24 protein-coding genes are annotated in these 24,311 nt (G+C 61.6%); 7 read left to right on the forward strand and 17 right to left on the reverse strand.

The genetic code is table 11. The annotated features are described in order from the left end of the window. Positions 1–26 precede the first annotated feature (26 nt). Positions 27–2,174, forward strand: coding sequence for a polyribonucleotide nucleotidyltransferase (gene pnp, locus EJ076_RS08520; protein WP_126067597.1), 2,148 nt, complete (start codon positions 27–29; stop codon positions 2,172–2,174). A 105-nt stretch (positions 2,175–2,279) separates the two neighbouring features. Then, positions 2,280–3,299, forward strand: a complete 1,020-nt coding sequence (locus EJ076_RS08525; RefSeq protein ID WP_126067598.1) for a class I SAM-dependent methyltransferase — start codon at positions 2,280–2,282, stop codon at positions 3,297–3,299. 70 nt (positions 3,300–3,369) lie between these two features. Here EJ076_RS08525 and EJ076_RS08530 read toward each other — a convergent pair whose 3' ends face one another. From EJ076_RS08530 to fabA, 4 genes are all read right to left on the reverse strand, one after another. Beyond that, complete coding sequence (locus tag EJ076_RS08530) at positions 3,370–4,914, reverse strand: bifunctional diguanylate cyclase/phosphodiesterase (protein ID WP_109666396.1); 1,545 nt, start codon at positions 4,912–4,914, stop codon at positions 3,370–3,372. A gap of 206 nt (positions 4,915–5,120) precedes the next feature. Next, the gene (gene fabI / locus EJ076_RS08535; protein ID WP_109666399.1) at positions 5,121–5,933 is read right to left on the reverse strand and encodes an enoyl-ACP reductase FabI; all 813 of its coding nucleotides are present in this window, start codon (positions 5,931–5,933) and stop codon (positions 5,121–5,123) included. 13 nt (positions 5,934–5,946) lie between these two features. After that, positions 5,947–7,167 carry a beta-ketoacyl-ACP synthase I gene (fabB, locus tag EJ076_RS08540; protein ID WP_126067599.1) on the reverse strand — a complete coding sequence of 407 codons (1,221 nt, stop codon included), beginning with the start codon at positions 7,165–7,167 and terminating at the stop codon, positions 5,947–5,949. A gap of 37 nt (positions 7,168–7,204) precedes the next feature. Then, positions 7,205–7,720, reverse strand: coding sequence for a 3-hydroxyacyl-[acyl-carrier-protein] dehydratase FabA (fabA, locus tag EJ076_RS08545; RefSeq protein ID WP_109666404.1), 516 nt, complete (start codon positions 7,718–7,720; stop codon positions 7,205–7,207). Positions 7,721–7,963: 243 nt separating this feature from the next. Between fabA and irrA the strand changes: the two genes are divergently transcribed. Together irrA and EJ076_RS08555 are read left to right on the forward strand one after the other, a co-directional pair. Then, on the forward strand, positions 7,964–8,395 hold the full coding sequence (irrA, locus tag EJ076_RS08550; RefSeq protein ID WP_024503471.1) for an iron response transcriptional regulator IrrA: 432 nt from the start codon (positions 7,964–7,966) through the stop codon (positions 8,393–8,395). Between the two features lie 28 nt (positions 8,396–8,423). Continuing rightward, the gene (locus EJ076_RS08555; RefSeq protein ID WP_126067600.1) at positions 8,424–8,783 is read left to right on the forward strand and encodes a DUF4260 domain-containing protein; all 360 of its coding nucleotides are present in this window, start codon (positions 8,424–8,426) and stop codon (positions 8,781–8,783) included. 48 nt (positions 8,784–8,831) lie between these two features. Here EJ076_RS08555 and EJ076_RS08560 read toward each other — a convergent pair whose 3' ends face one another. Then, positions 8,832–9,392 carry an SH3 domain-containing protein gene (locus tag EJ076_RS08560; protein ID WP_126067601.1) on the reverse strand — a complete coding sequence of 187 codons (561 nt, stop codon included), beginning with the start codon at positions 9,390–9,392 and terminating at the stop codon, positions 8,832–8,834. Positions 9,393–9,551: 159 nt separating this feature from the next. On the opposite strand from EJ076_RS08560, the gene EJ076_RS08565 reads away from it, so the two are divergent. Then, complete coding sequence (locus tag EJ076_RS08565; protein WP_109666410.1) at positions 9,552–10,553, forward strand: D-glycerate dehydrogenase; 1,002 nt, start codon at positions 9,552–9,554, stop codon at positions 10,551–10,553. A 173-nt stretch (positions 10,554–10,726) separates the two neighbouring features. Here the strand turns inward: EJ076_RS08565 and EJ076_RS08570 are convergent, their stop codons facing one another. The 9 genes from EJ076_RS08570 to EJ076_RS08610 all read right to left on the reverse strand — a co-directional run bounded on the left by EJ076_RS08570 (position 10,727) and on the right by EJ076_RS08610 (position 20,615). Beyond that, a complete protein-coding gene (locus EJ076_RS08570) occupies positions 10,727–11,215 on the reverse strand; it encodes a GNAT family N-acetyltransferase (protein WP_245462976.1) in 489 nt (162 codons plus the stop codon). 4 nt (positions 11,216–11,219) lie between these two features. Further along, on the reverse strand, positions 11,220–11,975 hold the full coding sequence (locus tag EJ076_RS08575; protein ID WP_126067602.1) for a molybdopterin-synthase adenylyltransferase MoeB: 756 nt from the start codon (positions 11,973–11,975) through the stop codon (positions 11,220–11,222). A gap of 95 nt (positions 11,976–12,070) precedes the next feature. Further along, positions 12,071–13,210 carry a DNA replication/repair protein RecF gene (recF, locus tag EJ076_RS08580; RefSeq protein WP_109666419.1) on the reverse strand — a complete coding sequence of 380 codons (1,140 nt, stop codon included), beginning with the start codon at positions 13,208–13,210 and terminating at the stop codon, positions 12,071–12,073. Positions 13,211–13,419: 209 nt separating this feature from the next. After that, the gene (gene dnaN / locus EJ076_RS08585) at positions 13,420–14,538 is read right to left on the reverse strand and encodes a DNA polymerase III subunit beta (protein WP_126067603.1); all 1,119 of its coding nucleotides are present in this window, start codon (positions 14,536–14,538) and stop codon (positions 13,420–13,422) included. A 300-nt stretch (positions 14,539–14,838) separates the two neighbouring features. Next, on the reverse strand, positions 14,839–16,311 hold the full coding sequence (gene dnaA / locus EJ076_RS08590) for a chromosomal replication initiator protein DnaA (protein ID WP_245462977.1): 1,473 nt from the start codon (positions 16,309–16,311) through the stop codon (positions 14,839–14,841). 927 nt (positions 16,312–17,238) lie between these two features. Next, the gene (gene rpsT, locus EJ076_RS08595) at positions 17,239–17,505 is read right to left on the reverse strand and encodes a 30S ribosomal protein S20 (RefSeq protein WP_013533694.1); all 267 of its coding nucleotides are present in this window, start codon (positions 17,503–17,505) and stop codon (positions 17,239–17,241) included. Between the two features lie 183 nt (positions 17,506–17,688). Beyond that, positions 17,689–18,462 carry an enoyl-CoA hydratase gene (locus EJ076_RS08600; RefSeq protein WP_109666425.1) on the reverse strand — a complete coding sequence of 258 codons (774 nt, stop codon included), beginning with the start codon at positions 18,460–18,462 and terminating at the stop codon, positions 17,689–17,691. A gap of 31 nt (positions 18,463–18,493) precedes the next feature. Continuing rightward, positions 18,494–19,381 (reverse strand): bifunctional DNA-formamidopyrimidine glycosylase/DNA-(apurinic or apyrimidinic site) lyase, encoded by an 888-nt coding sequence (gene mutM, locus EJ076_RS08605; protein WP_109666428.1) that lies wholly within the window; start codon positions 19,379–19,381, stop codon positions 18,494–18,496. Continuing rightward, entirely contained in the window at positions 19,374–20,615 is a 1,242-nt protein-coding gene (locus EJ076_RS08610; RefSeq protein WP_126067604.1) for a phosphopentomutase, read from the reverse strand. The genes mutM and EJ076_RS08610 overlap by 8 nt, the downstream gene beginning before the upstream one ends. 223 nt (positions 20,616–20,838) lie before the next feature. Between EJ076_RS08610 and EJ076_RS08615 the strand changes: the two genes are divergently transcribed. After that, on the forward strand, positions 20,839–21,759 hold the full coding sequence (locus EJ076_RS08615; RefSeq protein ID WP_164548572.1) for a PhnD/SsuA/transferrin family substrate-binding protein: 921 nt from the start codon (positions 20,839–20,841) through the stop codon (positions 21,757–21,759). 118 nt (positions 21,760–21,877) lie between these two features. Here EJ076_RS08615 and EJ076_RS08620 read toward each other — a convergent pair whose 3' ends face one another. The 3 genes from EJ076_RS08620 to EJ076_RS08630 all read right to left on the reverse strand — a co-directional run bounded on the left by EJ076_RS08620 (position 21,878) and on the right by EJ076_RS08630 (position 23,683). Next, a complete protein-coding gene (locus EJ076_RS08620; protein WP_109666435.1) occupies positions 21,878–22,495 on the reverse strand; it encodes a TadE/TadG family type IV pilus assembly protein in 618 nt (205 codons plus the stop codon). A 45-nt stretch (positions 22,496–22,540) separates the two neighbouring features. After that, positions 22,541–23,122 (reverse strand): TadE/TadG family type IV pilus assembly protein, encoded by a 582-nt coding sequence (locus EJ076_RS08625; protein WP_109666437.1) that lies wholly within the window; start codon positions 23,120–23,122, stop codon positions 22,541–22,543. A 138-nt stretch (positions 23,123–23,260) separates the two neighbouring features. Beyond that, on the reverse strand, positions 23,261–23,683 hold the full coding sequence (locus EJ076_RS08630) for a pilus assembly protein N-terminal domain-containing protein (RefSeq protein ID WP_109666441.1): 423 nt from the start codon (positions 23,681–23,683) through the stop codon (positions 23,261–23,263). Positions 23,684–24,016: 333 nt separating this feature from the next. Between EJ076_RS08630 and EJ076_RS08635 the strand changes: the two genes are divergently transcribed. Further along, on the forward strand, positions 24,017–24,199 hold the full coding sequence (locus tag EJ076_RS08635) for a Flp family type IVb pilin (RefSeq protein ID WP_109666443.1): 183 nt from the start codon (positions 24,017–24,019) through the stop codon (positions 24,197–24,199). Positions 24,200–24,311 lie beyond the last annotated feature (112 nt).

A 24,311-nucleotide genomic window follows, 5' to 3' on the forward strand; every position in this document is an offset into this window, starting at 1 on the left:
CCCTTTCCTCATATTAAGGACAAGACATGTTCAATCACCACAAAGTGGAAATCGAATGGGGCGGCCGTCCGCTCATCCTCGAAACCGGCAAGATCGCGCGCCAGGCTGACGGCGCTGTGCTCGCCACCTACGGCGAGACCAAGGTCCTCGCCACCGTCGTTTCGATGAAGGAGCCGAAGCCCGGCCTCGATTTCTTTCCGCTGACCGTCAACTACCAGGAAAAGACCTACGCCGCCGGCAAGATCCCGGGTGGCTATTTCAAGCGTGAAGGCCGTCCGAGCGAGAAGGAAACGCTGGTTTCCCGCCTCATCGACCGCCCGATCCGCCCGCTCTTCGCCGCAGGCTACAAGAACGACACCCAGATCGTCGTCACCGTCGTCCAGCACGATCTCGAGAACGATCCCGACATCCTGTCGATCGTTGCCACCTCGGCTGCCCTCACGCTGTCGGGCGTTCCGTTCATGGGCCCGATCGGCGGCGCCCGCGTCGGCTACATCAACGGCGAATACGTGCTCAACCCGCATGTCGACGAGATGCAGGAATCCAAGCTCGACCTGATCGTCGCCGGCACCACCGACGCCGTGCTGATGGTTGAGTCCGAGGCCAAGGAATTGGGCGAAGAGCTGATGCTTGGCGCCGTCATGTTTGGCCACAAGGGCTTCCAGCCGGTCATCGACGCCATCATCAAGCTGGCCGAAGTTGCCGCCAAGGAGCCGCGCGACTTCACCGCGCCGGATTATTCCGCGCTCGAAGCAGAGATGCTGAAGATCGTCGGCGACGAACTCAGCTCGGCCTACAAGAACGTCGACAAGCAGAAGCGCTACGCCGCCGTCGACGCCGTCAAGGCGAAGGTCAAGGCCGCGTTTGCCCCGGCTGAAGGCGAAGACGCCAAGTACAGCTCCGAGCAGATCGGTTCGGTGTTCAAGGAACTCCAGGCCAAGGTCGTGCGCTGGAACATCCTCGACACCGGTTCGCGCATCGATGGCCGTGACCTCAAGACGGTCCGCAAGATCGTCTCCGAAGTCGGCGTCCTGCCGCGCACTCACGGTTCGGCACTGTTCACCCGCGGCGAGACCCAGGCGCTGGTCGTTGCCACGCTCGGTACCGGCGAGGACGAGCAGTATGTCGATTCGCTGACCGGCATGTACAAGGAGAAGTTCCTCCTTCACTATAACTTCCCTCCCTACTCCGTCGGTGAGACCGGCCGCATGGGTTCGCCGGGCCGCCGCGAAATCGGCCATGGCAAGCTCGCCTGGCGCGCCATTCGCCCGATGCTGCCGAGCGCTGACCAGTTCCCCTACACGCTGCGCGTCGTCTCGGAGATCACCGAGTCCAACGGCTCGTCGTCGATGGCGACTGTTTGCGGCACCTCGCTGGCGCTGATGGATGCCGGCGTGCCGCTGGCCAAGCCCGTCGCCGGTATCGCCATGGGCCTGATCAAGGAAGGTGAGCGTTTTGCCGTTCTCTCCGACATCCTTGGCGACGAGGATCACCTCGGCGACATGGACTTCAAGGTCGCCGGCACCGCCAACGGCATCACCTCGCTGCAGATGGACATCAAGATCGATGGCATCACCGAGGAGATCATGCAGATCGCGCTTGGCCAGGCCAAGGACGGCCGCCTGCATATCCTCGGCGAGATGGGCCACGCCCTCTCTGGCGCGCGTTCGGAACTCGGTGAGTTCGCACCGCGCATCGAAGTGATGCACATCCCGACCGACAAGATCCGCGACGTGATTGGTTCGGGCGGTAAGGTCATCCGCGAGATCGTCGAAAAGACCGGCGCCAAGATCAACATCGAGGACGACGGCACGGTCAAGATCGCTTCGTCCAACGCCAAGGAGATCGAGGCGGCGAAGAAGTGGATCCACACCATCGTCGCCGAGCCGGAAGTCGGCGAGATCTACGAAGGCACGGTCGTCAAGACCGCCGACTTCGGCGCTTTCGTCAACTTCTTCGGCCCGCGTGACGGCCTCGTCCACATCTCGCAGCTTGCCAACGACCGGGTCGCCAAGACCTCGGATGTGGTCAAGGAAGGCGACAAGGTCTGGGTCAAGCTGATGGGCTTCGACGAGCGCGGCAAGGTCCGCCTGTCGATGAAGGTCGTCGACCAGGCCACCGGCAAGGAACTCGCCCGCGACAAGAAGACCGAAGGCGAAGAAAACGCCGCCTGATCGGTCTGAGATCATAAATCGAAGCGGGCGCGGCGTATGTCGCGCCCGTTTTCATTTTCAGCCTGGGTTCATTTTCAAAGCGTCTAGACAGGTCGAGATCGAACAATGTCCGCCGAGCCGTTGAAGACGCTTTTTCATCCCTTTGAGGCCGAGGCTGTTCCCCTGCCGGGAAAGGGCGAGCGCGCTCTGTTTCTCGGCGCTGAACCGGGTTTTCGGCTGCCCGAAGGCTTCGAGGCGGCGCTTCACCTCGTGCAGGGCTTCCGGCCGGATTTTCGCGCGCTGCAGGCGTCTGGCCTCATCGTCACCGCACAAGCGGAAGGCGACGGTTTCGATATGGCACTTGTGCTTGCCGGTCGGCACCGGGGCCTGAACGAAGTGCGCATCGCTGAGGCGCTTGAGCGCGTGGCGCCGGGCGGGCTGGTCGTCGTTGCCGGCGGCAAGGACGATGGCATTGCCAGCCTGCGCAAGCGCGTTGACGAACTGGCGCCGCTAGAGGGCCACCTGCCGAAATATCACGGTATCGCCTTCTGGTTGCGCCGTCCCGCCGATCTGGCCGCCGCGGAAGAATTGCGGACCGCCAATCCCGCCTTGCTGGTTGAAAACCGGTTCCACACCGCGCCCGGCATGTTTTCCTTCGACCGGATCGATACCGGCTCGAAATTGCTGGTCGAGAACCTGCCCAGTGATTTGCGGGGCAACATTGCCGATTTCTGCGCCGGCTGGGGCTATGTGGCTGCCGAGATTGCCGCCCGCTCCCCCGGCGTTCCGGCGCTCGACCTCTATGAGGCCGATTTCGCCTCGCTCGAAGCCGCGAAGCTCAATCTGGCGGGGGTCAGCCAGTCGATCGCCAGGAATTTCCTCTGGGTCGATCTGCTGAAGGAACCGATCGAGAAGCGCTACGACGCGATTGCCATGAACCCGCCCTTTCATCGCAGCCGGGCGGCCGAGCCGGAAATCGGCGCCGGCATGATCCGCGCGGCGGCAAAGGCCTTGAAGCCAGGTGGGCGGCTGTTCATGGTCGCCAACCGTCAGCTTCCCTATGAGCCGATCCTGGCGGCCGCCTTTTCGAGCCATGCCGAACTCGCTCGCGACGGCATGTTCAAGGTGCTTGTCGCGCGGCGTTGAATGATTCCGAAAAGTGGATGCCGGCTTTTCGGAAGAGATCATACTCAAACGAAAACAGAGTGCATCGCGCTCAATGCAGATTGGCGATGCGTCGGACCTCGTCGGTGACATGCGCGTCGCCAACCCTGATTTTGAGCGGCGCCGGCCTGCCGAACAGGTAGCCCTGCACCACTTCGCAGCCGGCTGCCCTAAGCAGCGTCGCCTGGTTTTCGGTCTCGACGCCTTCGGCAATGATACTGACGCCGAGCGCGCGAGACAGTCCGACGATGGTCGAGACGACCGCGCCGGAGCTGGCATCGGTATCGAGGCGGCTGACGAAGGACCGGTCGATCTTCAGCTTGCCGAACGAGAAGTCGATCAGGTAGCTCAAATTGGAATAGCCGGTGCCGAAATCGTCGACGGCGACCGAGATGCCCATATCCGCAAGCTGCTTCAGGATGGCGGCGGCGCGGTCTCGGTCCTGCATCATCGCCGTCTCGGTCACTTCCAGTTCCAGCCGCGACGGCTTGATGCCGGTGCTTGTCATGGTGTCGCGCACGGTACCGACGAAGTCCTTGGTCATGAACTGCACGGGCGAGATGTTGACGGCGACGAAGCAGTCGTCGGGCAGATGCCGGGCGTCGCTGCAGGCTTTGCGCAGCACCCATTCGCCGATCGGGCCGATCATGCCGGTTTCCTCGGCGATCGGAATGAACTCCATCGGCGGGATCATGCCGCGTTCCGGATGCCGCCAGCGGATCAGCGCTTCGTAGCCGACAATGCGGCCGGTCGGCAGATCGAGCTGCGGCTGGTAGTGAAGATCGAAGTCACCGCGTTCGAAGGCTGTATTCAGTTCGGATTCGATCCACTGGCGATGGTCGGCGACCCTGCCCATTTCGGCATGGAAGACCGACCAGTTGCCAACGCCGCTGGCGCGTGCATTCTGCAGCGCCAGATTGGAGCGGCGCAGGATGAGGACGGGATCGACGCCGTCCTTTGGCATCGCCACGATGCCCACCGACAGGCTGACCGATTGCAGGTGCGTGCCGAGATCATAGGGCTCCATCATCTCGTCGATGAGCCTCTCTACGGTGCTTTCCAAGGACCCTGAAACCTGGTTGTCAGGGAGCAGAATCGCGAATTCACCGGCACCGATGCGTCCGATCAGCGCGCGCTGCGGCATGCAAGTCTTCAATCGCTTGGTGAAGGCGCGGATCAGCTCGTCGCCCTGGCTGTAGCCGATGGCATCATTGATCTGCTTGAACCGGTCAATGTCGATATCGATGAGGAACATCGGCTCGCCAGTCCGGCTTGTCGAGCATGCCGCCTCGGCAATCTTGCCGACCATCGCCGGGCGCGCCAAAAGGCCCGTCAGCTTGTCGAAATGGGTTTCCGTGAAGACGAAATCCACCGATTCGTCGACGCCGGCGAAGAAGGACATCGCGGCGACCGACGCCGCCAGTGCGCAAAGAGCGGCCATCACCGCGACCATCATGTCCGTGGAGATGCCGGCAAAGCCATCGCCGAGACCGAGCTTCAGGCCCCAGAGTCCGAGGACGAAACTGCCGAGACCCGAACTCGCTATGGTGAGCAGTCGGAACACCGGTGTTCGCTTCGGGTTGCTGACGGTGGACATTGAAAGATCCCCAGAGTACGGGGCCTTTTACCGGATATGTCCTTAAAATGCGTTTCCGCGAATGCGTCCAATTTTATTGGAGCGAAAGTATTTCTTGAGCGGGTTAAAGCGCGTCGCGTCGAAATGGGTTCAGTCGGGGCATTTTAAGCTTTTGTTTTATAAATGTCGTTGTCCCAAAACCGCTGCGCACTTTTGGGCGACATGCATTAGTCTCGCCCGCCGTCGGTCTGCTTCAATTCGTCGAGCGTCGGCATGGAAACGATGTGATAGCCGGAATCGACATAGTGGATTTCGCCGGTAACGCCGGAAGACAGATCGGACAGCAGATAAAGCGCGGAGCCGCCGACCTCGTCGATGGTCACCGTGCGGCGCAGCGGCGAGTTGCGCTGCTGGTAGGAGAACATGTGGCGGGCGTCGGAAATGCCGGCGCCGGCGAGCGTACGCACCGGTCCAGCCGATATGCCGTTCACCCTGATGCCGCGCGGACCGTAGTCGTTGGCGAGGTAGCGCACACTGGCCTCCAGTCCGGCCTTGGCGACGCCCATGACATTGTAATTCGGCATGACGCGGACCGACCCCGCATAGGTCAGCGTGATCATCGATCCGCCGTCCTGCATCAAGGCGGCCGCGTGGCGGGCGATCTCGGTGAAGGAGTAGCAGGAGATCACCATGGTGCGGACGAAATTGTCCCGGCTGGTGTCGGCGTAGAGGCCTTTCAGCTCGTTCTTGTCGGAAAAGCCGATGGCGTGGACGACGAAATCCAGCCCGCCCCATTCCTTGCCCAGGGTCTCGAACGTGGCGGCGACCGAAGCGCTGTCCTCGACGTCGCACGGCACGACCAGCGAGGCGCCGAGCTTGTCGGCCAGCGGCTTGACCCGGCGTCCGAAGGCATCGCCCTGGTAGGTGAAGGCGAGTTCCGCCCCGTGTTCGGATAATTTCCGGGCGATTCCCCAGGCGATCGAATGATCGTTGGCGACACCCATGACAAGCCCGCGCTTGCCCTTCATCAATCCGTCCATGGCCGGCAAATCCTTATGCGGAATAGCGCTGGAAAACGAGCGTGGCGTTGGTGCCACCGAAGCCGAACGAATTTGACAAGACAGTGTCGATCCTGGCGTCGTCGATGCGCTTTCGCACGATCGGCATGCCCTCGAATTCAGGGTCGAGGGTCTCGATATGGGCGCTTTCGCCGATGAAGCCGCCCTGCATCATGAGGATCGAGTAGATGGATTCCTGGACGCCGGCCGCACCCAGCGAATGGCCGGTCAGCGATTTCGTCGAGGTGATGTACGGCATCTCTGGGCCGAACACCTCGCGGATCGCGCCCATTTCCTTGGAATCGCCCACCGGCGTCGACGTGCCATGGGTGTTGATGTAGTCGACCGGCGTGGACACCGTGGCCAGCGCCTGGCGCATGCAGCGGACCGCGCCTTCGCCTGAAGGGGCAACCATGTCGTGGCCGTCGGAGGTCGCGCCGTAGCCGACGATCTCGGCGTAGATCTTGGCGCCGCGCGCCTTGGCATGCTCCAGCTCTTCCAGCACCAGCACGCCGGCGCCGCCGGCGATGACGAAGCCGTCGCGATTGGCGTCATACGCGCGCGAAGCGGTCGATGCCTTGTCGTTGAATTTCGACGACATGGCGCCCATCGCGTCGAAGAGGTCCGACATCGTCCAGTCGAGATCCTCGTGGCCGCCGGCAAAAACCATGTCCTGCTTGCCCCACTGGATCAATTCGTAGCCATTGCCGATGCAATGCGCCGAGGTCGAGCAGGCCGACGAGATCGAGTAGTTGACGCCGTGGATCTTGAACCAGGTGGCAAGCGTTGCCGATGCGGTCGACGACATCGCCTTCGGCACCGCAAACGGACCGATGCGCTTGGGACTGCCGTTCTTCAGCGTGATTTCGGCCGCTTCGACGATGGTGCGGGTGGATGGTCCGCCCGATCCCATGACGATGCCGGTGCGCTCATTGGTGATGTCGCTCTCGCCGAGGCCCGCATCTGCGATCGCCTGATCCATGGCGACGTGGTTCCAGGCCGCACCTTGGCTCAGGAAGCGCATCGCACGGCGATCGATCATGGCCGATGGATCGAGCGTCGGCGCTCCCCAGACCTGGCAGCGGAAGCCGTGTTCGGCGAAGGAATCGGAGAAGCTGATGCCGGATCTGGCGTCATGCAGCGAGGCTTGCACCTCGTTGGCATTGTTGCCGATCGACGACACGATGCCGAGGCCTGTGACTACGACACGTCTCATTCGCAACTCCTTCTAGGGGGCGGGCCGGGGACGCCGGTCAGCCGACCGCCGACTGCTTGGACAGACCGACTTTCAAATCCGTTGCCGCGTATATGGGTTCGCCATCTGCCCTCAGCCAGCCATCGGCGATGCCGAGCACCAGCCGACCTCGCATCACGCGCTTGAAGTCGATGCCATACTCGACCTTCTTCACCGAGGGCGTCACCATGCCCTTGAATTTCACCTCACCGGTCGACAGCGCCATCCCCTTGCCGGGTTCGCCGAGCCAGCCAAGATAGAAGCCCGTCAATTGCCACATGGCGTCGAGGCCGAGGCACCCCGGCATGATCGGATTGCCGATGAAATGGCAGGCAAAGAACCACAGATCCGGCTTGATGTCGAACTCCGCGCGGATGAAACCCTTCTCGAAGGCGCCGCCCGTCTCGCTGATCTCGGTGATACGGTCGAACATCAGCATGGGCGGATAGGGAAGCTGGGCATTGCCCGGTCCGAACAGTTCGCCGCGGGCGCAGGCCAGCAATTCGTCGTACTCGTAGCTGGATTTACCCGCCATCAATCTCGTCCCCATATCGTTTCGGGCTATCGGGTGCCCTTGTCGTTGGTTTCCTAACACAATCTGTTTCAGGCCGGAAACCGGCGTTTGCGCTTAACCTGCTCGTCTGCCTGGGTCAATGCGCGCTATTGATCGCATTCGGACGACAGAATATATGTCCTGAGAGGTCCGGTTTCGGCAGACGTTCATTTTTTTGCCATTCTGGGCGTGTCTTGGGGCGGAACTGTGGGGTTCGACGAGAAGATGGACCTGGACGGCCGGAAGGAAAATGTCGCTGTGGACAAGCGGGTCCGTGAAGCCGGCCTGAGGCCGACGCGTCAGCGCATTGCGCTGGCAGACCTGCTTTTCGCCAAGGGCGACCGCCATTTGTCGGCTGAGGAACTGCATGAGGAGGCGGTTGCCGCCGGCGTGCCAGTTTCGTTGGCCACCGTCTACAATGCCCTTCACCAGTTCACCCAGGCGGGACTGTTGCGCATCCTCGCCGTCGAGGGCGCCAAGACCTATTTCGACACCAACACGTCCGACCACCACCATTTCTACATCGAAGGCGAAAACCGCATATTCGACATCGACAGCGGTCCGGTGACGGTTGCCAACCTGCCGGAGCCGCCGGAAGGAATGGAGATCGCCAATGTCGACATCGTGGTGAGGCTGCGCCCCAAACGCCGCGAATGATCGGCCAGGCCAGAATCATCTGTCGGGGATGAAATCCGTCGATCTCACAATCCGGCTCGAATGGGCGTTTGTGGCTGCTGCTGCCGTCGTTTTCTACGGTTCGACCGGCATGTCCTGGTGGCTGTTCGGATTGCTCATCCTGGCGCCGGACCTGTCGATGTTGGGCTATCTGGCTGGACCGCGCGTCGGTGCTCTTGCCTACAATGCCTTGCACATCCTGATCGTGCCGGTGCCGCTGCTGATCGCCGGGTATATGTCCGGCAATGCGACCGCAATCGCGGTCGCGCTGATCTGGGTCGCCCACATCGCCATCGACCGTGCGCTGGGCTACGGCCTGAAGCTGTCGACCGGCTTTCAGGACACCCATCTCGGCCGTATCGGGCGCTAGAACCACGACCGCGAATCTTCAAAAGATCGCGCTCAAAGGGTCAAAAGATCAGTCCTTGACCCGTTCGCCGGGATAAGCGCCCCAGACGATCGACTGGGCAAGCCAGCCGGTGTGGCCGTCGAACGTCATTTCGCACCACTGGCCGTCGCAGGATTTGATCGTGCCCATCACCCCCGGCTCGACCATCGCGACCACCCTTGCATCCTTGTCGGGGCTGTTGAGAAGGTTGATCTGCGCGCCCTTGCCGCGCTGCCATGGTGCGACGATTGCCGTGCGTCGGCCGGAGAGCAGCGACTGGTTGATCCAGCCTTCCGAACCATCGGCATCGCGCACGCGGCGCCATGTGTCGAATTCCTGGATGATCTCCATCGGCAGGCCGGCCTTCATATACATCCAGTCGACCGAGTAGTTGGCGCCGGGGCCGACGCGCGAGTTGACGCGGCCGGATTTCAGGCTGACGAATCGCGGCAGCGGCAAGCCGCTCGGCCCGAGCGTGACGACGCTCTGGGCAGGTGCTGCGGCACTCTGCGCGGCCGCAAGCGGAGAATAAAGCAAAGCGCCGAGAAATGCTGCACTGAGGGTCAGGCGAAGCGACGCGAAACCAGACACTTTCATTCCTTTCGGCGCTTGCCCATCGGCCTCGGCGCCCCTTTTTCTTTGTCTTCGGCGGCACCGCTTGTTACATGGGGTAATCGGCACCGCGACCGGCTTTCAGTTTCGCCGGTCTTGGTTAAAGAGGTCTCAACGAGATCGGGGTACGAGGAAACAATGGCAGGCAAAAAGAAGCCTCTCGTCGTCATCACGCGAAAGCTGCCCGACCCGGTCGAGACCCGCATGCGCGAACTGTTCGACGCAAGGCTGAATGTCGAGGATAGGCCGATGACGCAGCCGGAACTGGTTGCGGCGGTCAAGGAGGCCGACGTGCTGGTGCCGACGGTGACGGACCAGATCGATGCGGCGTTGATCGCCCAGGCCGGCGACAACCTCAAGCTGATCGCCAATTTCGGCAACGGCGTCGACAAGATCGATGTCACCGCCGCGGCCAAGAGGGGCATCACCGTCACCAACACGCCCAATGTCCTGACCGAGGACACCGCAGACATGACCATGGCGCTGATGCTGGCGGTGCCACGGCGGCTGGCGGAAGGCGCCAATGTGCTCACCGGCGACAAGAAATGGGCCGGCTGGTCGCCGACCTGGATGCTTGGCCGGCGCATCTGGGGCAAGCGGCTGGGCATTGTCGGCATGGGGCGCATCGGCACCGCCGTCGCGAGGCGAGCCAAGGCCTTCGGTCTTTCTATTCACTACCACAACCGCCACCGCGTGCTGCCGGCGGTGGAAGACGAGCTGGAGGCGACCTATTGGGAGAGTCTAGACCAGATGCTGGCCCGCATGGACATCATTTCGGTCAACTGCCCGTCGACGCCGGCGACCTTTCATCTGCTTTCGGCGCGGCGGCTGGCGCTGCTGCAGCCGACCGCCTATGTCGTCAACACCGCGCGCGGCGACATCATCGACGAGGAAGCGCTGGTCAAGCTGATCCAGGACGGCAAGATTGCCGGCGCCGGTCTTGACGTCTACGAGCACGAGCCGGCTTTGAACGGCAAGCTGCTGAAGCTCGCCGCCAAGAACAAGGTCGTGCTTCTGCCGCATATGGGCTCGGCGACGCTCGAGGGCCGCATCGACATGGGTGAAAAGGTGATCATCAACATCCGCGCCTTCGTCGACGGCCATCGCCCGCCGGACCGCGTGCTGCCGCTCAGGACTTGACGCTAGAGCATGATCCCGAAAAGTGGAAACCGGTTTTCTCGGACAAACGGAAACCGTTTGTCCAGAGATCATGTTCAAACGAACAGATACAGATAGAGCCCATCCCGATTCAATCGGGATGACAGGTTCTATCGCGGCGCAACATTTTTCTGCCTTGAAACGAAAGGCCAAGCTTACGCAAGAGCCTTGCGCATGGTGATCGAGGTCGCCCTGTCGTAGCCTTCATGCGCCGTCCGCTCGGTCTCTTGAAAGCCGAGGCGAGCAAAGGCTGCATGGTTTCCGGTCAGTTCGACTCGCGTCTGAAGCTCAATGGCGGCCTTGCCGCGGCTGCGGGCAAGGCCTTCGACCGCCTGCATCAGCCGCCGGCCAATGCCTTGTCCCTGGCAGTCCGGAGCCACGGCGAGCTTGCCGACATAGAATTCCGCGACCCTTTCAAGGGCAAAGACACAGCCGACGATCCTGTCGCCCTCGAGCGCCACGAAGCCGGTCTCCTGCCGCGCCTTGTCCCGCAGGCTGTCGGCGGTCAGCAAGTGGGCCGAGGAGGGCGGGTCGATGACGCCGTCCATCGAGGCGAAGGCACGCATGATCAATGCGAGCACATCGTCCCAACGGTCGAAGCCGGCCACTATCTGTGTGATGAGGACGGCGTCGCTCCGCTCCACGGGGTCAGTTTCTCTTGTAGCGGATCGTGTCGAAGCGCGCCGCCAACGCATCATAGAGCAGCAGCCGGCCGACCAGCGGTTCGCCAATGCCGGTGACCAGTTTGATCGCCTCCATCGCCTGCAGCGTGCCGATGACGCCGGTCAGCGCGCCAAGCACACCGGCTTCGGCACAGGACGGCACCAGGCCCGGCGGTGGCGCTTCGGGAAACAGATCGCGATAGCCTGGGTTGGGCTTGCCGTCCTTGCTGTCTTCGAATGGCTTCAGCACCGTGACGGAGCCGTCGAAGCGTCCGACGGCGGCATGCACCAGCGGTTTCCCAGCGCTCGCGCAGGCATCGGCCACCGCATAGCGGGTTTCGAAATTGTCCGAGCCGTCGACGACGATGTCATAGGCGGCGACGAGGGCAGGTGCATTGTCCGGGTTCAGCCGGATTGCGTGCGTTTCAACCTTTGTGTTTGGATTGATGCGGGCGATTGCCGCCTTGGCGCTATCGGTTTTCAGCATACCCACAGTGTCGGTGCCGTGAATGACCTGACGCTGCAGGTTGGACAGCGAAACGGTGTCATCATCGACCACGCCGAGCGTGCCGACGCCGGCGGCGGCAAGATATTCAAGCACCGGCGCGCCCAGCCCGCCGGCGCCGATGACCAGCACCCGCGCCTGCTTCAGCCTCTGCTGGCCGGCGCCGCCGATTTCGGGCAGCACGATGTGGCGGGCATAGCGTTCGATCTCGTCGGCGGTCAGGGCGGCAGCGGTCATTGCCAGACCATATAGGGACTGAAAAACCTTGTCAGGAGCTAATGCATGTCGCCCAAATGTGTGAAGCGGTTTTGGGCCAACGACCTGCATAAGATCTAGATCGTTGGCCCAATCACGCCGTGGTCGACGGTCAGGAACTGCGCACGCCCCTTGAGACTGGAAAACAGCGCTGCATCGGTTCCGGTCATGAACGCTTGGCAGTTCAGTTCTTCCAGGATAGAAAACAGCGCCGCGCGCCGCCCGCTATCGAGATGCGCGGCGATCTCGTCGAGCAACAGGATCGGCGTCATGCCCGACATTTCACCGGTCAGCCGGGCATGCGACAGCACGATGCCGACCAGCAGCGCCTTTTGCTCGCCTGTCGAACAAAGCTCGGCCGGCATCGCCTTGGGACGGTGCCGAACCACCAGGTCCGAACGGTGCGGTCCCTCGAGCGTGCGTCCGGCGGCACGATCGCGGTCACGGCCCTCGATAAGCGTCCGGCGGAAGCGCTCCTCGACATCGACCGCCGGCGCGGTGGCAATTTCGGCTTCCAGGTCGCCCGAAAGGCCGATATCGGCCTGCGGAAATGGTCCCGTGTCGGGCAGCCTGTCGATCATGGCGGCCAGAAGGCGCACCATCTCGGCTCGCGCCGCGGCGATCGCCACACCGGTTTCGGCCATCTGCGTCTCGATCGCGTCGAACCAACGGTCGTCCCGGGAGCCTTCGGTAAGCAGGCGGTTACGGCCACGCATCGCCTTCTCGTAGTCGATCGCACGTTGCCCGTGGCCGGGGTCGATCGCCAGCACCAGCCGGTCGAGAAAGCGGCGGCGATCTGCGGCCGGCCCGGTGAACAACGCGTCCATCGCCGGCGTCAGCCAGACCACGCGCAGCCATTCCAGCATGTCCTCGGCCGAACGCGCCGAAGCGCCGTTGATGCGCACCCGCCTGCCGCCTTCGCCGGCGGTGTCGCCGCCGGCAATGCCCGTTCCGATCTCGACCTGGCCGTCAGGTCCGTCGAGCTGGGCATGCAGCGCAAAGCCGCCGTCGCCACCTTCGCGCGCGACATCAGCGTAGGGGGCGCGGCGCAAGCCACGCCCCGGTGTCAAAAAGGAGATCGCTTCGAGGAGATTGGTCTTGCCGGCACCGTTGTCGCCGGAAAAAACCACGGCACCTGGCGCCAGATCGATCGTCAGCGCCGCATAGTTGCGGAAATTAGTAAGTGTTAGCTTACTTATATGGTTCTGTATCGGCAACCGCTATCCGCCTATAGAGCGGTCCATCGTTTCACGGAAACGCAGAACCGCTCTATCTCTTTGTTTTAACGCAATTCCCAAGGGAAAGCGCTATGCGCTTTTCCCGGGAAAACCACTTCACACTTTTCCTGGAATAGCTCTGGAAGTTGCCGCAATCATCATTCTTGCCGCCGCTCCGCTACAAGACCGAATTGCTGACACCGCGCCGGCTACACCCGCATCGGCATCAGCACATAGAGTGCGGTCTCGTCGGCCATGTCGTGGATCAGCGTCGGCGAACCGGCATCGGCCAGCATGAACTTGGCCTCCGTGCCGGTCAGCTGCGCGGCAACGTCGAGCAGATATTTGGCGTTGAAGCCGATCTCGATCGGATCCGATGAATAATCCGCCGCCAGCTCCTCGGTGGCGCTGCCCGAATCCGGATTGTTGACCGCAAGCGTCACCTGACCCTCGCTGATCGACAGCTTCACCGCGCGGCCGCGTTCGGAAGAGATGGTCGAGACGCGATCGACAGCGGCGGCAAAACTCTGGCGATCGATGATCAGCTTTTTGTCGTTGCCGGTCGGAATGACCCGTTGATAGTCGGGGAAGGTGCCGTCGATCAGCTTCGAGGTCAAAATCACGCTGCCGATGGTGAAGCGGATCTTGGTGTCCGACAGTTCGGTGGTGACCGCAACATCCGGATCGTCGACCAGTTTCTGCAACTCGCTCACCGTCTTGCGCGGAATGATGATGCCCGGCATGCCCTCGGAACCCGCCGGTGCGTCGATCTCGGCGCGCGCCAGACGGTGGCCGTCGGTCGCCACCGAGCGCAGCTTCAGCTTGCCGCCGACCTCATGCGTGTGCAGGTAGATGCCGTTCAGGTAATAGCGCGTCTCCTCGGTGGAGATGGCGAACTGGGTCTTCTCGATCAGGCCTCTCAGGGCAACCGAGTCGAGACGGAAGATGTGTGAGAAGGATCCGGCCGAAAGTTCCGGGAAGTCGGATTGTGGCAGGCACTGAAGGCGGAAGCTCGAGCGGCCTGACGTCACCGTCATGGCGTTGCCGTCCTCGTCCGTCTTCAGCATCACCTCGGCGCCATCGGCGAGCTTGCGCACGATGTCGTAGAGCAGATGTGCCGGAACCGTCGTCGCCCCGCCGCGCTCCACCTTGGCGGGCGTCGCTTCCGTCACCTCGAGGTCGAGGTCGGTCGCCTTCATCTCAAGGCTGGCGCCTTCGGCGCTGAGCAGCACGTTGGACAGGATCGGTATGGTGTTGCGCCGCTCGACCACACGGTGGACGTGGTTGAGCGACTTCAGGAGATTTGACCGTTCCAGGATAACACGCATGACGAAACAGGCTCGCTTGAATGAATGACGGGTCACCAGTGGGCGGCGCCCCGCGAAAGGTCTGAACAGGCTCAGAATCTGCGTAAACTGACAGGAAAAAACCAGCAAACGCAAGCCCGCGCCACCGGTTCGGGCAGGCTACGCGGGCTTTCTGGGGATAAAGGGCACGAAGTCCGCGAGCCGGTGTCATAAAACCGAAATCCGGGCCGCTTCCAGGCGGCGCCACGAGCCTATCCCAGGCCCCGGGCCGCACTGGCAAGCCATTGAATTCCGGCGTTGTTCCGGTTCGCCCCAGTCCGGTCAGGCCTGGTCGTTGATCAACCGCCTCAAGAGCTCGAGTTCCTGCGCCAGCGTGTTGTCGTTGCCGGATAGGTCCTCGATCTTGCGCACGGCATGCAGCACCGTGGTGTGATCGCGGCCGCCGAAACGCCGTCCGATCTCGGGCAGCGAGCGCGGTGTCATCACCTTCGACAGGTACATGGCGACCTGCCGCGGCTTGACGATGGTGCGCGTGCGTCGGTTGGACAGCAATTCGGTCTTCGACACATTGTAGTGGCGCGCGACGATGCGCTGGATGTCCTCGATACGGACCCGCTTCGGCTCGCCGGTACGATAGATGTGGCCGAGGATCTCGTCGATCCGGTCGATGGTGATCTGCGGCTCGAAGGATTGACGGAACAGCAGCTGGTTGAAGGCGCCTTCCAGTTCGCGTCCGCTGCCGGTCACGGTGCGTGCGACGTGATTGAGGATCTCTTCCGAAATGTTCAGCGACGCGTCATCGACCCTGGCGGTGGCAAGGCGCAATTTGAGCATGCCAAGGCGCATGGCGAAATCAGGCGCCGACATTTCGAGCGCGACACCACCATTGAGGCGCGAACGGACCCGCGGTTCGAGCGATTCCAGTTCCGACGGCGGCCGGTCGGCGGCGACGACAACTTGCTTGGCGCTGTCGAGCAACATGTTGATCAGGTGGCAGAATTCATGCTGGATCGACTTGCCCTGCAGGAACTGCATGTCGTCGATGATGAGCAGGTCGATGTCGCGCAGCTGTTCCTTGAGCGTCAGCGCGTTGTTGTCACGGATCGCGGTGGCAAAGCGCCACATGAAATACTCGGCCGTGAGATAGACGACGCGCGACTTGGGGTTCTGCTTCAGCGATTCCGCGGCGATGGCCTGCAACAAATGTGTCTTGCCGAGCCCGACGGTTGCATGAAGGAAAAGCGGGTTGAAGCGCACCGCGCTCGATTGCGATTCCGCCACTGCCTTGGCTGCGGCGAAGGCCACCCGGTTCGACGGTCCCTCGATGAAGGAGCCGAACGTGTAGCGCGGATCAAGCGGTGACCCCAGCACATTGTGGCGGAATTCGCTCTCGACCGGTGTGCCTGGACGCGGAGCCGGTGCACGCTCTGTCCGGCCGGGGCTGACGGTGCCGGCGGCAAGCACCGTCTGCGTCTGCCGAGTCATCTTGCGTGCCGGCACCACCTCCGGCTCGGCCGGGCTGCGTCCCTGGCGGGTTGCCGTGCGCACGACGATGTCGATCTTGAGGAGATCGGGATCCTCCTGCTTCCACAACTCGGAGATGAGGTCGAGATAGTGGCCGTTGATCCATGAGCGCAGGAAGGCGGTGGGCACCGAGATGCGGACAATGCCCTTGGAAGCCTCCGCGACCTTCATGCGGCCAAACCAGCTCGAATAGACTTCGGTTCCCAGGCGCGCCTTCAACTGGGTCTTGACCCGGTCGAATTTCTGTTCCGCGTCGCTGGAGACCGCCATGTCGTTTGCTCCGATCAAAGTTCCAGGAAATGGGAGGTCGCCCGTAAGTTCCCTTTCGATGCCGCTCTGCATGATCTTTTCCTTGTCCTTCCGTACCTGTTTTTCCACCGGGGATGCGCCTCCTGCATCCGGTTCCGGCGACTGCGTCTTTGCTACGATGTCCGCTGCCGCCGCCGGCAGATGAACGTCGCCCATTATCGAGGGGAACCGGTGCCGGCCCATGGAAGCCAGTCCGCGTTGGGTATGTCAGGGCAATACAACACCGTCCGGCGAAAAGAGCGCCGGCGCGCCATCTACCTGCCATGTCTAGTTACGCCAGTCCCCTACCGTGTCGAAAAAAGACAAACCAAATCGGTCCGCGGACTTGATCCGCGTTGCAAATCCCGCCAATTTAAGCTGGCCGATTCAGGCTGGGTGTAAGGCCCAGAGCCCGTCCCTTTCGATAGATCGACATTACCGAAATCGCTGTGGATAGGGCAAGGCCACGTCTAACGGATTTTTAAGGAATCTGGTTACTGGAGGCGGGTTCGAGTGGCGTGCCGCAACGGCACATTTTAACAAAGCCATTGTGATTCAAACCCTTTTCCGGCGAATATGAAAAACCGGGCGCTTAGAGAAATATTCTGAAATATTTCGCTTGACAGCTACTTGTCCCCCATCGGGTTGGCCCGGTGTGGACAAGCTGTGGATCACCATCTGTAAGTGTCTGAAAAATATAGGCTATTTCTGATAGCTAAGAATCTTTAAGCCAGCCCTTTTCAAGCATGCCGGCCAACAGCAGGCATGCATATGCCGGCAAAGTATTCCCAATCGTGAAATCCGCACAAGACGCCGTTTCCGGACATTCTTTTTAAGTGCTTGCCGGCAAACGAAAAAACCCGGCACAAACGGCCGGGTTCGAAAGAACGTCAGTCTAGGGAAGTTATATTAGGCCGAGAGAACTTTGACCCGCTGGGCCAGTCGCGACACCTTGCGGGACGCTGTGTTCTTGTGGATCACGCCCTTGGTTGCGGCGCGCATCAATTCCGGCTCCGCGATCTTGAAGGCAGCCTGTGCGGCAGCCTTGTCACCGGAGGCAAGTGCCTCTTCGACCTGGCGGATATAGGTGCGGACGCGCGAGCGGCGGTTCTTGTTGATCGCTGCGCGGCGGACGATCTTGCGCGTTGCCTTTTTGGCCGAGGATGTATTGGCCATGATGCCTCTCTTCTGATCTGGTCGGCCGCATGCGGGATGCCGCAGGGCGCAAAAAACAAACGGGCAGCCACGGGGCCGCCTCGGTTGGTGGGGCTTATAGTTCAGCTTTTCCGGCGCGTCAACGCTGCCTGGCCTTCTTTTTGGCGGCCAACAGCCATCTTCTTCGCAGCTAAAGGATTGGCGTCAGCGGTTGGTGAAATTCGGCTTCCGCTTCTCGGCAAAGGCCGCCATGCCTTCCTTCTGATCGTCCAGTGCAAACAGCGAGTGAAACAGCCGGCGCTCGAACCGCAATCCCTCGGCAAGCGTCGTCTCGAAGGCGCGGTTGACTGCCTCCTTTGCCATCATCACCGATGGCAGCGAGAAAGCGGCGATCTTGGCTGCCGCCTTCAGAGCCTCCTCGACTAGGTCACTGGCAGGCACGACCCGCGACACCAGGCCCGAACGCTCGGCTTCGGCGGCATCCATCATCCGCCCGGTCAGGCACATGTCCATCGCCTTCGACTTGCCGACGAAGCGGGTCAGCCGTTGCGACCCGCCCATGCCTGGAATGACACCAAGAGTGATCTCGGGCTGGCCGAATTTGGCCGTGTCGGCGGCTATGATGAAATCGCACATCATCGCTAGCTCGCAGCCGCCGCCGAGTGCATAGCCCGCCACCGCCGCGATAATTGGCTTTCGCGCCCGCGTAAGCTCCTCCCAGCCGACGAAGAAGTCTTGGGCGTAGGCGTCCGCATAGGAGATGGACTGCATCTCCTTGATGTCGGCGCCGGCGGCGAAAGCCTTTTCGGAACCGGTGATGACCATGGCGCCGATGCCGGCATCGGCGCCAAAAGCGTTCACGGCTGCGATCAGTTCGGTCAGTATCTGGGAGTTCAGCGCGTTGAGCGCCTGCGGCCTGTTCAGCGTGATCAGTCCGACCTTGCCGTGCGTCTCGGTGATGATCGTCTCATAGGCCATGGCTGCTTCTCCTCGCTCGCGCTCGTCTAACTCACCGTTGACATGTCCGGCAATAGAAGGTCGATCGGCCGCTCTGCACGATCCGTTCGATGTGGCCGCTGCAGCCGGGCTTCGAGCAGGCTTCGCCTTCGCGGTCGTACACGGCGAAGGAGTGCTGGAAATAGCCCAGTGACCCATCGGTCTGCATATAATCCCGCAGTGAGGACCCGCCGGCGGCAATCGCATCTGATATCACCGAGCGGATGGCTTGGGCCAGGTGTTCGCTTTGGGCCTGGGCTTTCTTTCCGGGTTTGGCGATCGTGCCCGCCTCACGCAGCGGCGACAGGCTGGCGCGCCATAGCGCCTCCGACACATAGATGTTGCCAAGCCCGGCGATCAGCCTCTGGTCGAGAAGCGCTGCCTTCAGCGGTGATCGCCGCCCTTTCATCAATGAGGCAAGCAGTGCGCCGTCCAATGTATTGCCCGTTGGCTCAACGCCGAGTCCGGCGAGCATCGGATGGACGTCCGGCCCTTCGGCAAACAACATGAAGCCGAAGCGGCGCGGATCATTGAAGATCACGCGTGATCGGGCGCCTGCCGGAGATACGACATGGAAGACGACATGATCATGATTGGAGCTCTTCGAGCGGTCGTGGTGGAAGATGCCGGGCATGTCGTTGCTGTCCGCCGTCTCGATGCGGAATGAGCCCGACATGCCGAGATGGCAGATCAGCACGGGACCGCCTTTCAGGTCCATCGTCAGATACTTGGCCCGGCGGCCGAGTGCCGTGACCGTCTTGCCGGTCAGCCGCTGTGAGAATTTCTCGGGAAATGGAAAGCGCAGATCCGGGCGGCGTGCCTCGACACGGGTGATGGTTGCGCCTTCCAGGACCGGCTGCAGCCCGCGCCGGACGGTTTCGACCTCCGGCAATTCAGGCATGACCGCCAATCGCCGTATAGAAAGAAGTCCCGTAAAGGCCGTGCGCCAGCCCAAGATGCTCGGCCACGGTTTCGCCGATATCGGCGAAGGTTGTTCTCAGCCCGATGTCGCCGCCCTTGAAACCCGGACCTGTGCCGATCACCGGAATGCGCTCGCGCGTATGATCGGTCCCTTGCCAGGTCGGATCGTTGCCGTGATCGGCCGTCAGGATGAGAAGATCGCCCTGCCGCAGCCTTGCAAATGCCTCCGGCAGCCGCCGGTCGAAGGCCTCAAGCGCGGCAGCATAACCTGCAACATCGCGGCGATGACCGAATTCGGTGTCGAAGTCGACGAAATTGGCGAAGACGAGATCGCCGTCGCCGGCATCGTCCATCGCGCCCAGCGCCTCGTCGAACATGGCCATGTTGCCCGCCCCCTTGCGCACTTGCGAAATTCCGCGATGGGCGAAGATGTCGCCGATCTTGCCGATGGCGATGACACGGCTGCCACGCGCTGTCAGCCGATCGAGCAGGGTTGGCTCCGGCGGAGGCACGGCGTAGTCATGACGGTTGTATGTGCGCTCGAAAGTGGCGCTGGTTTCGCCGACGAAAGGCCGCGCGATCACCCGTCCGATCCTCAGCGGGTCAACCAGCCTGCGCACCACCTTGCAGAATTCATAAAGCCGCTCGAGGCCGAAATGGACTTCATGCGCGGCGATCTGCAGGACCGAGTCGACAGACGTGTAGCAGATCGGCTTGCCGGTGCGGATGTGCTCCTCGCCGAAGCGCTCGATGATCTCGGTGCCCGGCGCATGACAATTGCCGAGAATGCCCGGCACCTTGCCCTCGCGGATGATCGCCTCGGTCAGTTCCGCCGGAAAGGCGGGAACCGTATCCGGGAAATAGCCCCAGTCGAAGCGCACCGGCAGGCCGGCGATTTCCCAATGGCCCGATGGGGTGTCCTTGCCGCTTGAAACCTCCTGCGCGGCGCCGTGGAAGGCAGCCGCGAGCAGATCCGTCCCACTGCTGGAAAAGCCCAGTCCCGTCGCGGTTTCGGCAGCCTTGCCAAGCCCGAGCGAGGCCATGTGGGGGACAAACAGCGGTCCACTGCGAAGCCCTTCGCGATCCGAGCGTCCTTCGGCACAAGCTTCTGCTATGTGCGCGAATGTGTTGGCGCCGTCGTCACCGTAGCGGTCGGCGTCGGCCGCGCCGCCGATGCCGAAGGAGTCCAGAACGAAGAGGAAAGCGCGCGCCATCGAGTTGTTGCCAGTTTGAACGACCAGACATAGGGTTCCGCGACTTCATTGGCAATTCGGAAACCAAACGGCAACGGCTTGGCGCGATAGTCCAGTGATGTCGCCCAAGGTGCACGGCGGTTTTGGGCAACGACATGCACAAACAACGACATGCACAAACAAGGAATGCATGTCGCAACGATGCGACGGGCATGGGTCTGGGAAAACAGACGGCGGTTTTGTCATGAGCATTGCGCTGAAGGCGTCTGCTGCCCTCATGTTGATGCAGGGTGCGCTCTGGTCCGGTCCGGCACATGCCGATTGGCGCGATGATATCGGCACGTTTCGCATCGGCATCGTTGCAGAGCCAGGCGCCGGCAACACCGTTCCGGGGCTGGCTGTGTTGACCGACGCCTATACAAAGGCCTTGGGCATGAAGGTCGAGTTTGTCGTTGCCCGTGATTATGCCGCGCTGATCGAGGCGCAGGCCAATGCCCGCATCGAATACGCGATCTATTCGGCAACCGCCTATGCGACGGCCTCGCAGCGCTGCTTATGTATCGAGCCGCTTGTGGCTCCGGTCGATTCCGACGGCGCGATCGGCATCCGCTCTGTTCTGCTGACGCGGGACGGCAAGCTGCCCGATCTGGCGGCGATGCAGAGCCATCGCATCGCCATGGCGCCTTCGGGCAGCGTTGGCGGTTCTCTCTTGCCATTGGCGGCGTTGGCGGCGGAAGGCCGCAAGGTTGCGGAAGATGCGCCGTTTCTTGTCCATGCCGACTCGGCTGCGGCGGCCGAAACGATGCTGGTCGATGGCAAGGCCGATGGCCTGTTCGGTTGGGTGACGGCCGCCGCCGACGGCCAGCCGGAAACATCGGGCACGCAGGCAAGGCTCGAAGCGGCAGGGCTCTCAGTGACGGCGCTTCGGGTGGTATGGACGTCTGGCTTGCTCAGATATGGCCCCCATGCCGTCCGCAGCGATCTCGACCCTGAAGCCAAGCGCCGGCTCACCGTGTTCCTCACCAACCTCAAGTCGATGACGCCTGATATCTACGACCTCCTGGAATCAAAGCATTCGGGAGGCTTCGCTACCGTCGCGCCAAAGGATTACGAGATGGCCGCTTCTATCGTGCGCTTCGTCTCGGACAGTGCCCCACAGCAATAGTGCTCCGCAGCAGTAGCGCAATTCCAGGAAACAGAAGAAGTGCGTGATTATTCTCAGTCTGCAGTTGCGTGGCAACAGAGAGCTGAAGCGGTCCTGCGAATCGCCCGGCTGTCTCTGTTCAACAGTCGCCGCAAGGGATAGTCACGCTTCTGCGGGGGCGCAGATAGTAGGTTTCGCCCATCGTTATATTGCTGAAAGCCGAGGTCAATCCAAGTTTCTGCTGGTTGCTGGCCGTCCAGGCGATGACCGGCGTGTAGCCGAGATTGCTTTCGACGCGGATGAGGAAGGTGCTGGCGACCTTGAGCGTTGCTGGAACCGTGGTTTCCGTGGTCGCCGCGGCGCCGGCGCTGGCGACGCCGGCGACCAACTTGCGTGACCATACCACCAGTGCCTTCGTCGCATCGGCCGAGACCTGTATTGCCGTGATGGTGATGGTCGGGGTCGAGCGGTTGTAGGGCTGAAGGGTCACGCTGCCGATCTGCATGATGGCGTCGACATCCGCCTTGACGACGCTTGTCTGCTGGGTGACGAGATCGGCCACCATGCTGCCGATACGACTGACCTTCTTGCTGGTCTCGATGGCCTGTGACGCCTCCATTGTCAGGAAATACATGATCAGCAAAATTGGCATGATCAAAGCGAATTCGACCGCCGCGATGCCGCGGCGATCGGACCAGAATCGATTTGCTTTCCGCCAAACTCCTGCAGTCCTAAGATGTGCCCCCGCACGCATCATACCCATTGCCCTTTTTCTTTTACTGCCTGTGCATCCGCCTCGAACTCAGTTGTCGAACGGCTCGTTCTGCCAGGTCACCGATGCGAAATGCAGAGTCTTGTTGCCGCCCATCGACTGCGCCAACAGGTCTGTCATAATAGGCCACTTGTAGAAGACGCGAAGCATGTTCCTCGACTCCGCCGCCCCCGCCGTTACTGCAAACGATTGGGTTGCGGCGCCTTTCGTCAGTACGACATCACCGTTCTGGATCATGAAGCCCGCCGTGGCCGCGTCGGCGAATGTTGTATATTGGCGGAGATCCACCAGCAGCTGATTGGGACAATCCTGGGAAACGATGATCTCCAGTTTTGTGCAGATCATGTCCCGCAAATTGGTCCCGGCGACGTCGGTAGCCCTCAACTGGCCGGTGCGCAGCTTGCGCGCGACATCGTCGGTTATGTTGGCCATCACTTCCTGGCCGGCAAACGCGATGCAGCTTTCCAGAATGGCAAAGACAAGCAGGGCGAACGGAACTGAAAGGATTGCGAATTCGATTGCCGTGGCGCCGCGCCGGTCACGTAGGAAACGGGCGAAAAACCTTGGGCGTTTCGCTTTGTGGTCGCCTGTGCAGCCGAATTCCTTGCTCATGTCTGATCCTGCCGATCTCTATGCGGTCTCGGAAGGAGCATTAGCGCAAACCGATTTAGGTCCGGTTTGGATGATCGTTAAAGTCAGCGCCAGCTTCTTAACCAGCCGATAACCTGAACGGCATTCGACTACGCCATCCTACCGGCTGACGCTCATCTCCGTTTCGGAGGCCTTCTCCGCATCGCTCTTGTAGGAGCTTTCGCAATAGGGCGTGCAGGACATCGTCTGTATTTCGGCACGCCGATAGATACGCACGGATGAGGCGGCCTGCCGCACGACGGTAACCTGCTCGTCGACGATCGGGCTGCCATCCGTGTCGAGCACGACCAGATTGGTGACGCCGAAGCCTTTGCCGGTCAGCACGATCGTCGAAGCGTCCTGCACGGAAGCGTCGGCGATTGCCGGGTTGCCAACCACGATCGTGTCGGCAGGGCGCGACAGTTTGACGATCTTGGCCTGGTTCATCGTGACCTCGATGCCAGCGCCGGCCATTGCGGGCGCGATGAAGGTCGTGGCGGCAAGAAGCGCGGCAATCAGGATTGACGATCTCGGCTGGGCCATTGAGGCGCTCCACGCAAGCGGACTGATCAACGGAACATGAACGAGATTGGTGAACCAACGGTTAAGCGCGCGTCGTTACCGATGGTGCAATGGCGACAAGGCTACTGTGAGGTGCGGTCCGGCTCGGGGTCGCAAGCGCCACCAAACCCGTAAACGGAAGGTCGGTCGGCATTTAGCCTGGAGTTAACCACGCAATATGTTCGAACCGGGAAAGGAATCGGTAAGGCTGTTTATTAAGCCGATCGAAAGAGCTTCTCCCTAGATTGGCAGCATCCGATCAACCATCACAGAAGTTGACGGAAGTGCTGTAACACGTGGAGTAGGAGCTCTCAAATGTCTAATCTCATCGCACGTTTTGTGAAGGACGAATCCGGCGCGACCGCTATCGAATATGGTCTGATCGCCGCTCTCATCGCGCTCGCCATCATCACCGGCGCCGGCGCGCTCGGCAATGCACTCAACGCTAAGTTCACCACTATCGGAACCACCTTGAACAGCGCGCCGAGCGGCAGCTGATCGGCCTTATCGCCGAGCACTTGGATTGCGTTCTGGAAAGGGCCGCCACGTGGCGGCCCTTTTCCTTGCCGCTGCCAGTTCAGTATCAGTCATCTTTTCGTTCCGGGCCTCA

Origin of the sequence: Mesorhizobium sp. M7D.F.Ca.US.005.01.1.1 (genome assembly GCF_003952545.1) — a bacterium.
Taxonomy (GTDB): Bacteria; Pseudomonadota; Alphaproteobacteria; order Rhizobiales; family Rhizobiaceae; genus Mesorhizobium; species Mesorhizobium loti.

Coding starts and splice junctions, on each gene's coding strand:
- pnp (WP_126067597.1), top strand. CDS start 27: ATGTTCAATCACCACAAAGTGGAAATCGAATGGGGCGGCCGTCCGCTC.
- EJ076_RS08525 (WP_126067598.1), top strand. CDS start 2,280: ATGTCCGCCGAGCCGTTGAAGACGCTTTTTCATCCCTTTGAGGCCGAG.
- EJ076_RS08530 (WP_109666396.1), bottom strand. CDS start 4,914: ATGTCCACCGTCAGCAACCCGAAGCGAACACCGGTGTTCCGACTGCTC.
- fabI (WP_109666399.1), bottom strand. CDS start 5,933: ATGGACGGATTGATGAAGGGCAAGCGCGGGCTTGTCATGGGTGTCGCC.
- fabB (WP_126067599.1), bottom strand. CDS start 7,167: ATGAGACGTGTCGTAGTCACAGGCCTCGGCATCGTGTCGTCGATCGGC.
- fabA (WP_109666404.1), bottom strand. CDS start 7,720: ATGGCGGGTAAATCCAGCTACGAGTACGACGAATTGCTGGCCTGCGCC.
- irrA (WP_024503471.1), top strand. CDS start 7,964: ATGGACCTGGACGGCCGGAAGGAAAATGTCGCTGTGGACAAGCGGGTC.
- EJ076_RS08555 (WP_126067600.1), top strand. CDS start 8,424: ATGAAATCCGTCGATCTCACAATCCGGCTCGAATGGGCGTTTGTGGCT.
- EJ076_RS08565 (WP_109666410.1), top strand. CDS start 9,552: ATGGCAGGCAAAAAGAAGCCTCTCGTCGTCATCACGCGAAAGCTGCCC.
- EJ076_RS08575 (WP_126067602.1), bottom strand. CDS start 11,975: ATGACCGCTGCCGCCCTGACCGCCGACGAGATCGAACGCTATGCCCGC.
- dnaN (WP_126067603.1), bottom strand. CDS start 14,538: ATGCGTGTTATCCTGGAACGGTCAAATCTCCTGAAGTCGCTCAACCAC.
- dnaA (WP_245462977.1), bottom strand. CDS start 16,311: ATGGCGGTCTCCAGCGACGCGGAACAGAAATTCGACCGGGTCAAGACC.
- rpsT (WP_013533694.1), bottom strand. CDS start 17,505: ATGGCCAATACATCCTCGGCCAAAAAGGCAACGCGCAAGATCGTCCGC.
- EJ076_RS08600 (WP_109666425.1), bottom strand. CDS start 18,462: ATGGCCTATGAGACGATCATCACCGAGACGCACGGCAAGGTCGGACTG.
- mutM (WP_109666428.1), bottom strand. CDS start 19,381: ATGCCTGAATTGCCGGAGGTCGAAACCGTCCGGCGCGGGCTGCAGCCG.
- EJ076_RS08610 (WP_126067604.1), bottom strand. CDS start 20,615: ATGGCGCGCGCTTTCCTCTTCGTTCTGGACTCCTTCGGCATCGGCGGC.
- EJ076_RS08615 (WP_164548572.1), top strand. CDS start 20,839: ATGAGCATTGCGCTGAAGGCGTCTGCTGCCCTCATGTTGATGCAGGGT.
- EJ076_RS08620 (WP_109666435.1), bottom strand. CDS start 22,495: ATGATGCGTGCGGGGGCACATCTTAGGACTGCAGGAGTTTGGCGGAAA.
- EJ076_RS08625 (WP_109666437.1), bottom strand. CDS start 23,122: ATGAGCAAGGAATTCGGCTGCACAGGCGACCACAAAGCGAAACGCCCA.
- EJ076_RS08630 (WP_109666441.1), bottom strand. CDS start 23,683: ATGGCCCAGCCGAGATCGTCAATCCTGATTGCCGCGCTTCTTGCCGCC.
- EJ076_RS08635 (WP_109666443.1), top strand. CDS start 24,017: ATGTCTAATCTCATCGCACGTTTTGTGAAGGACGAATCCGGCGCGACC.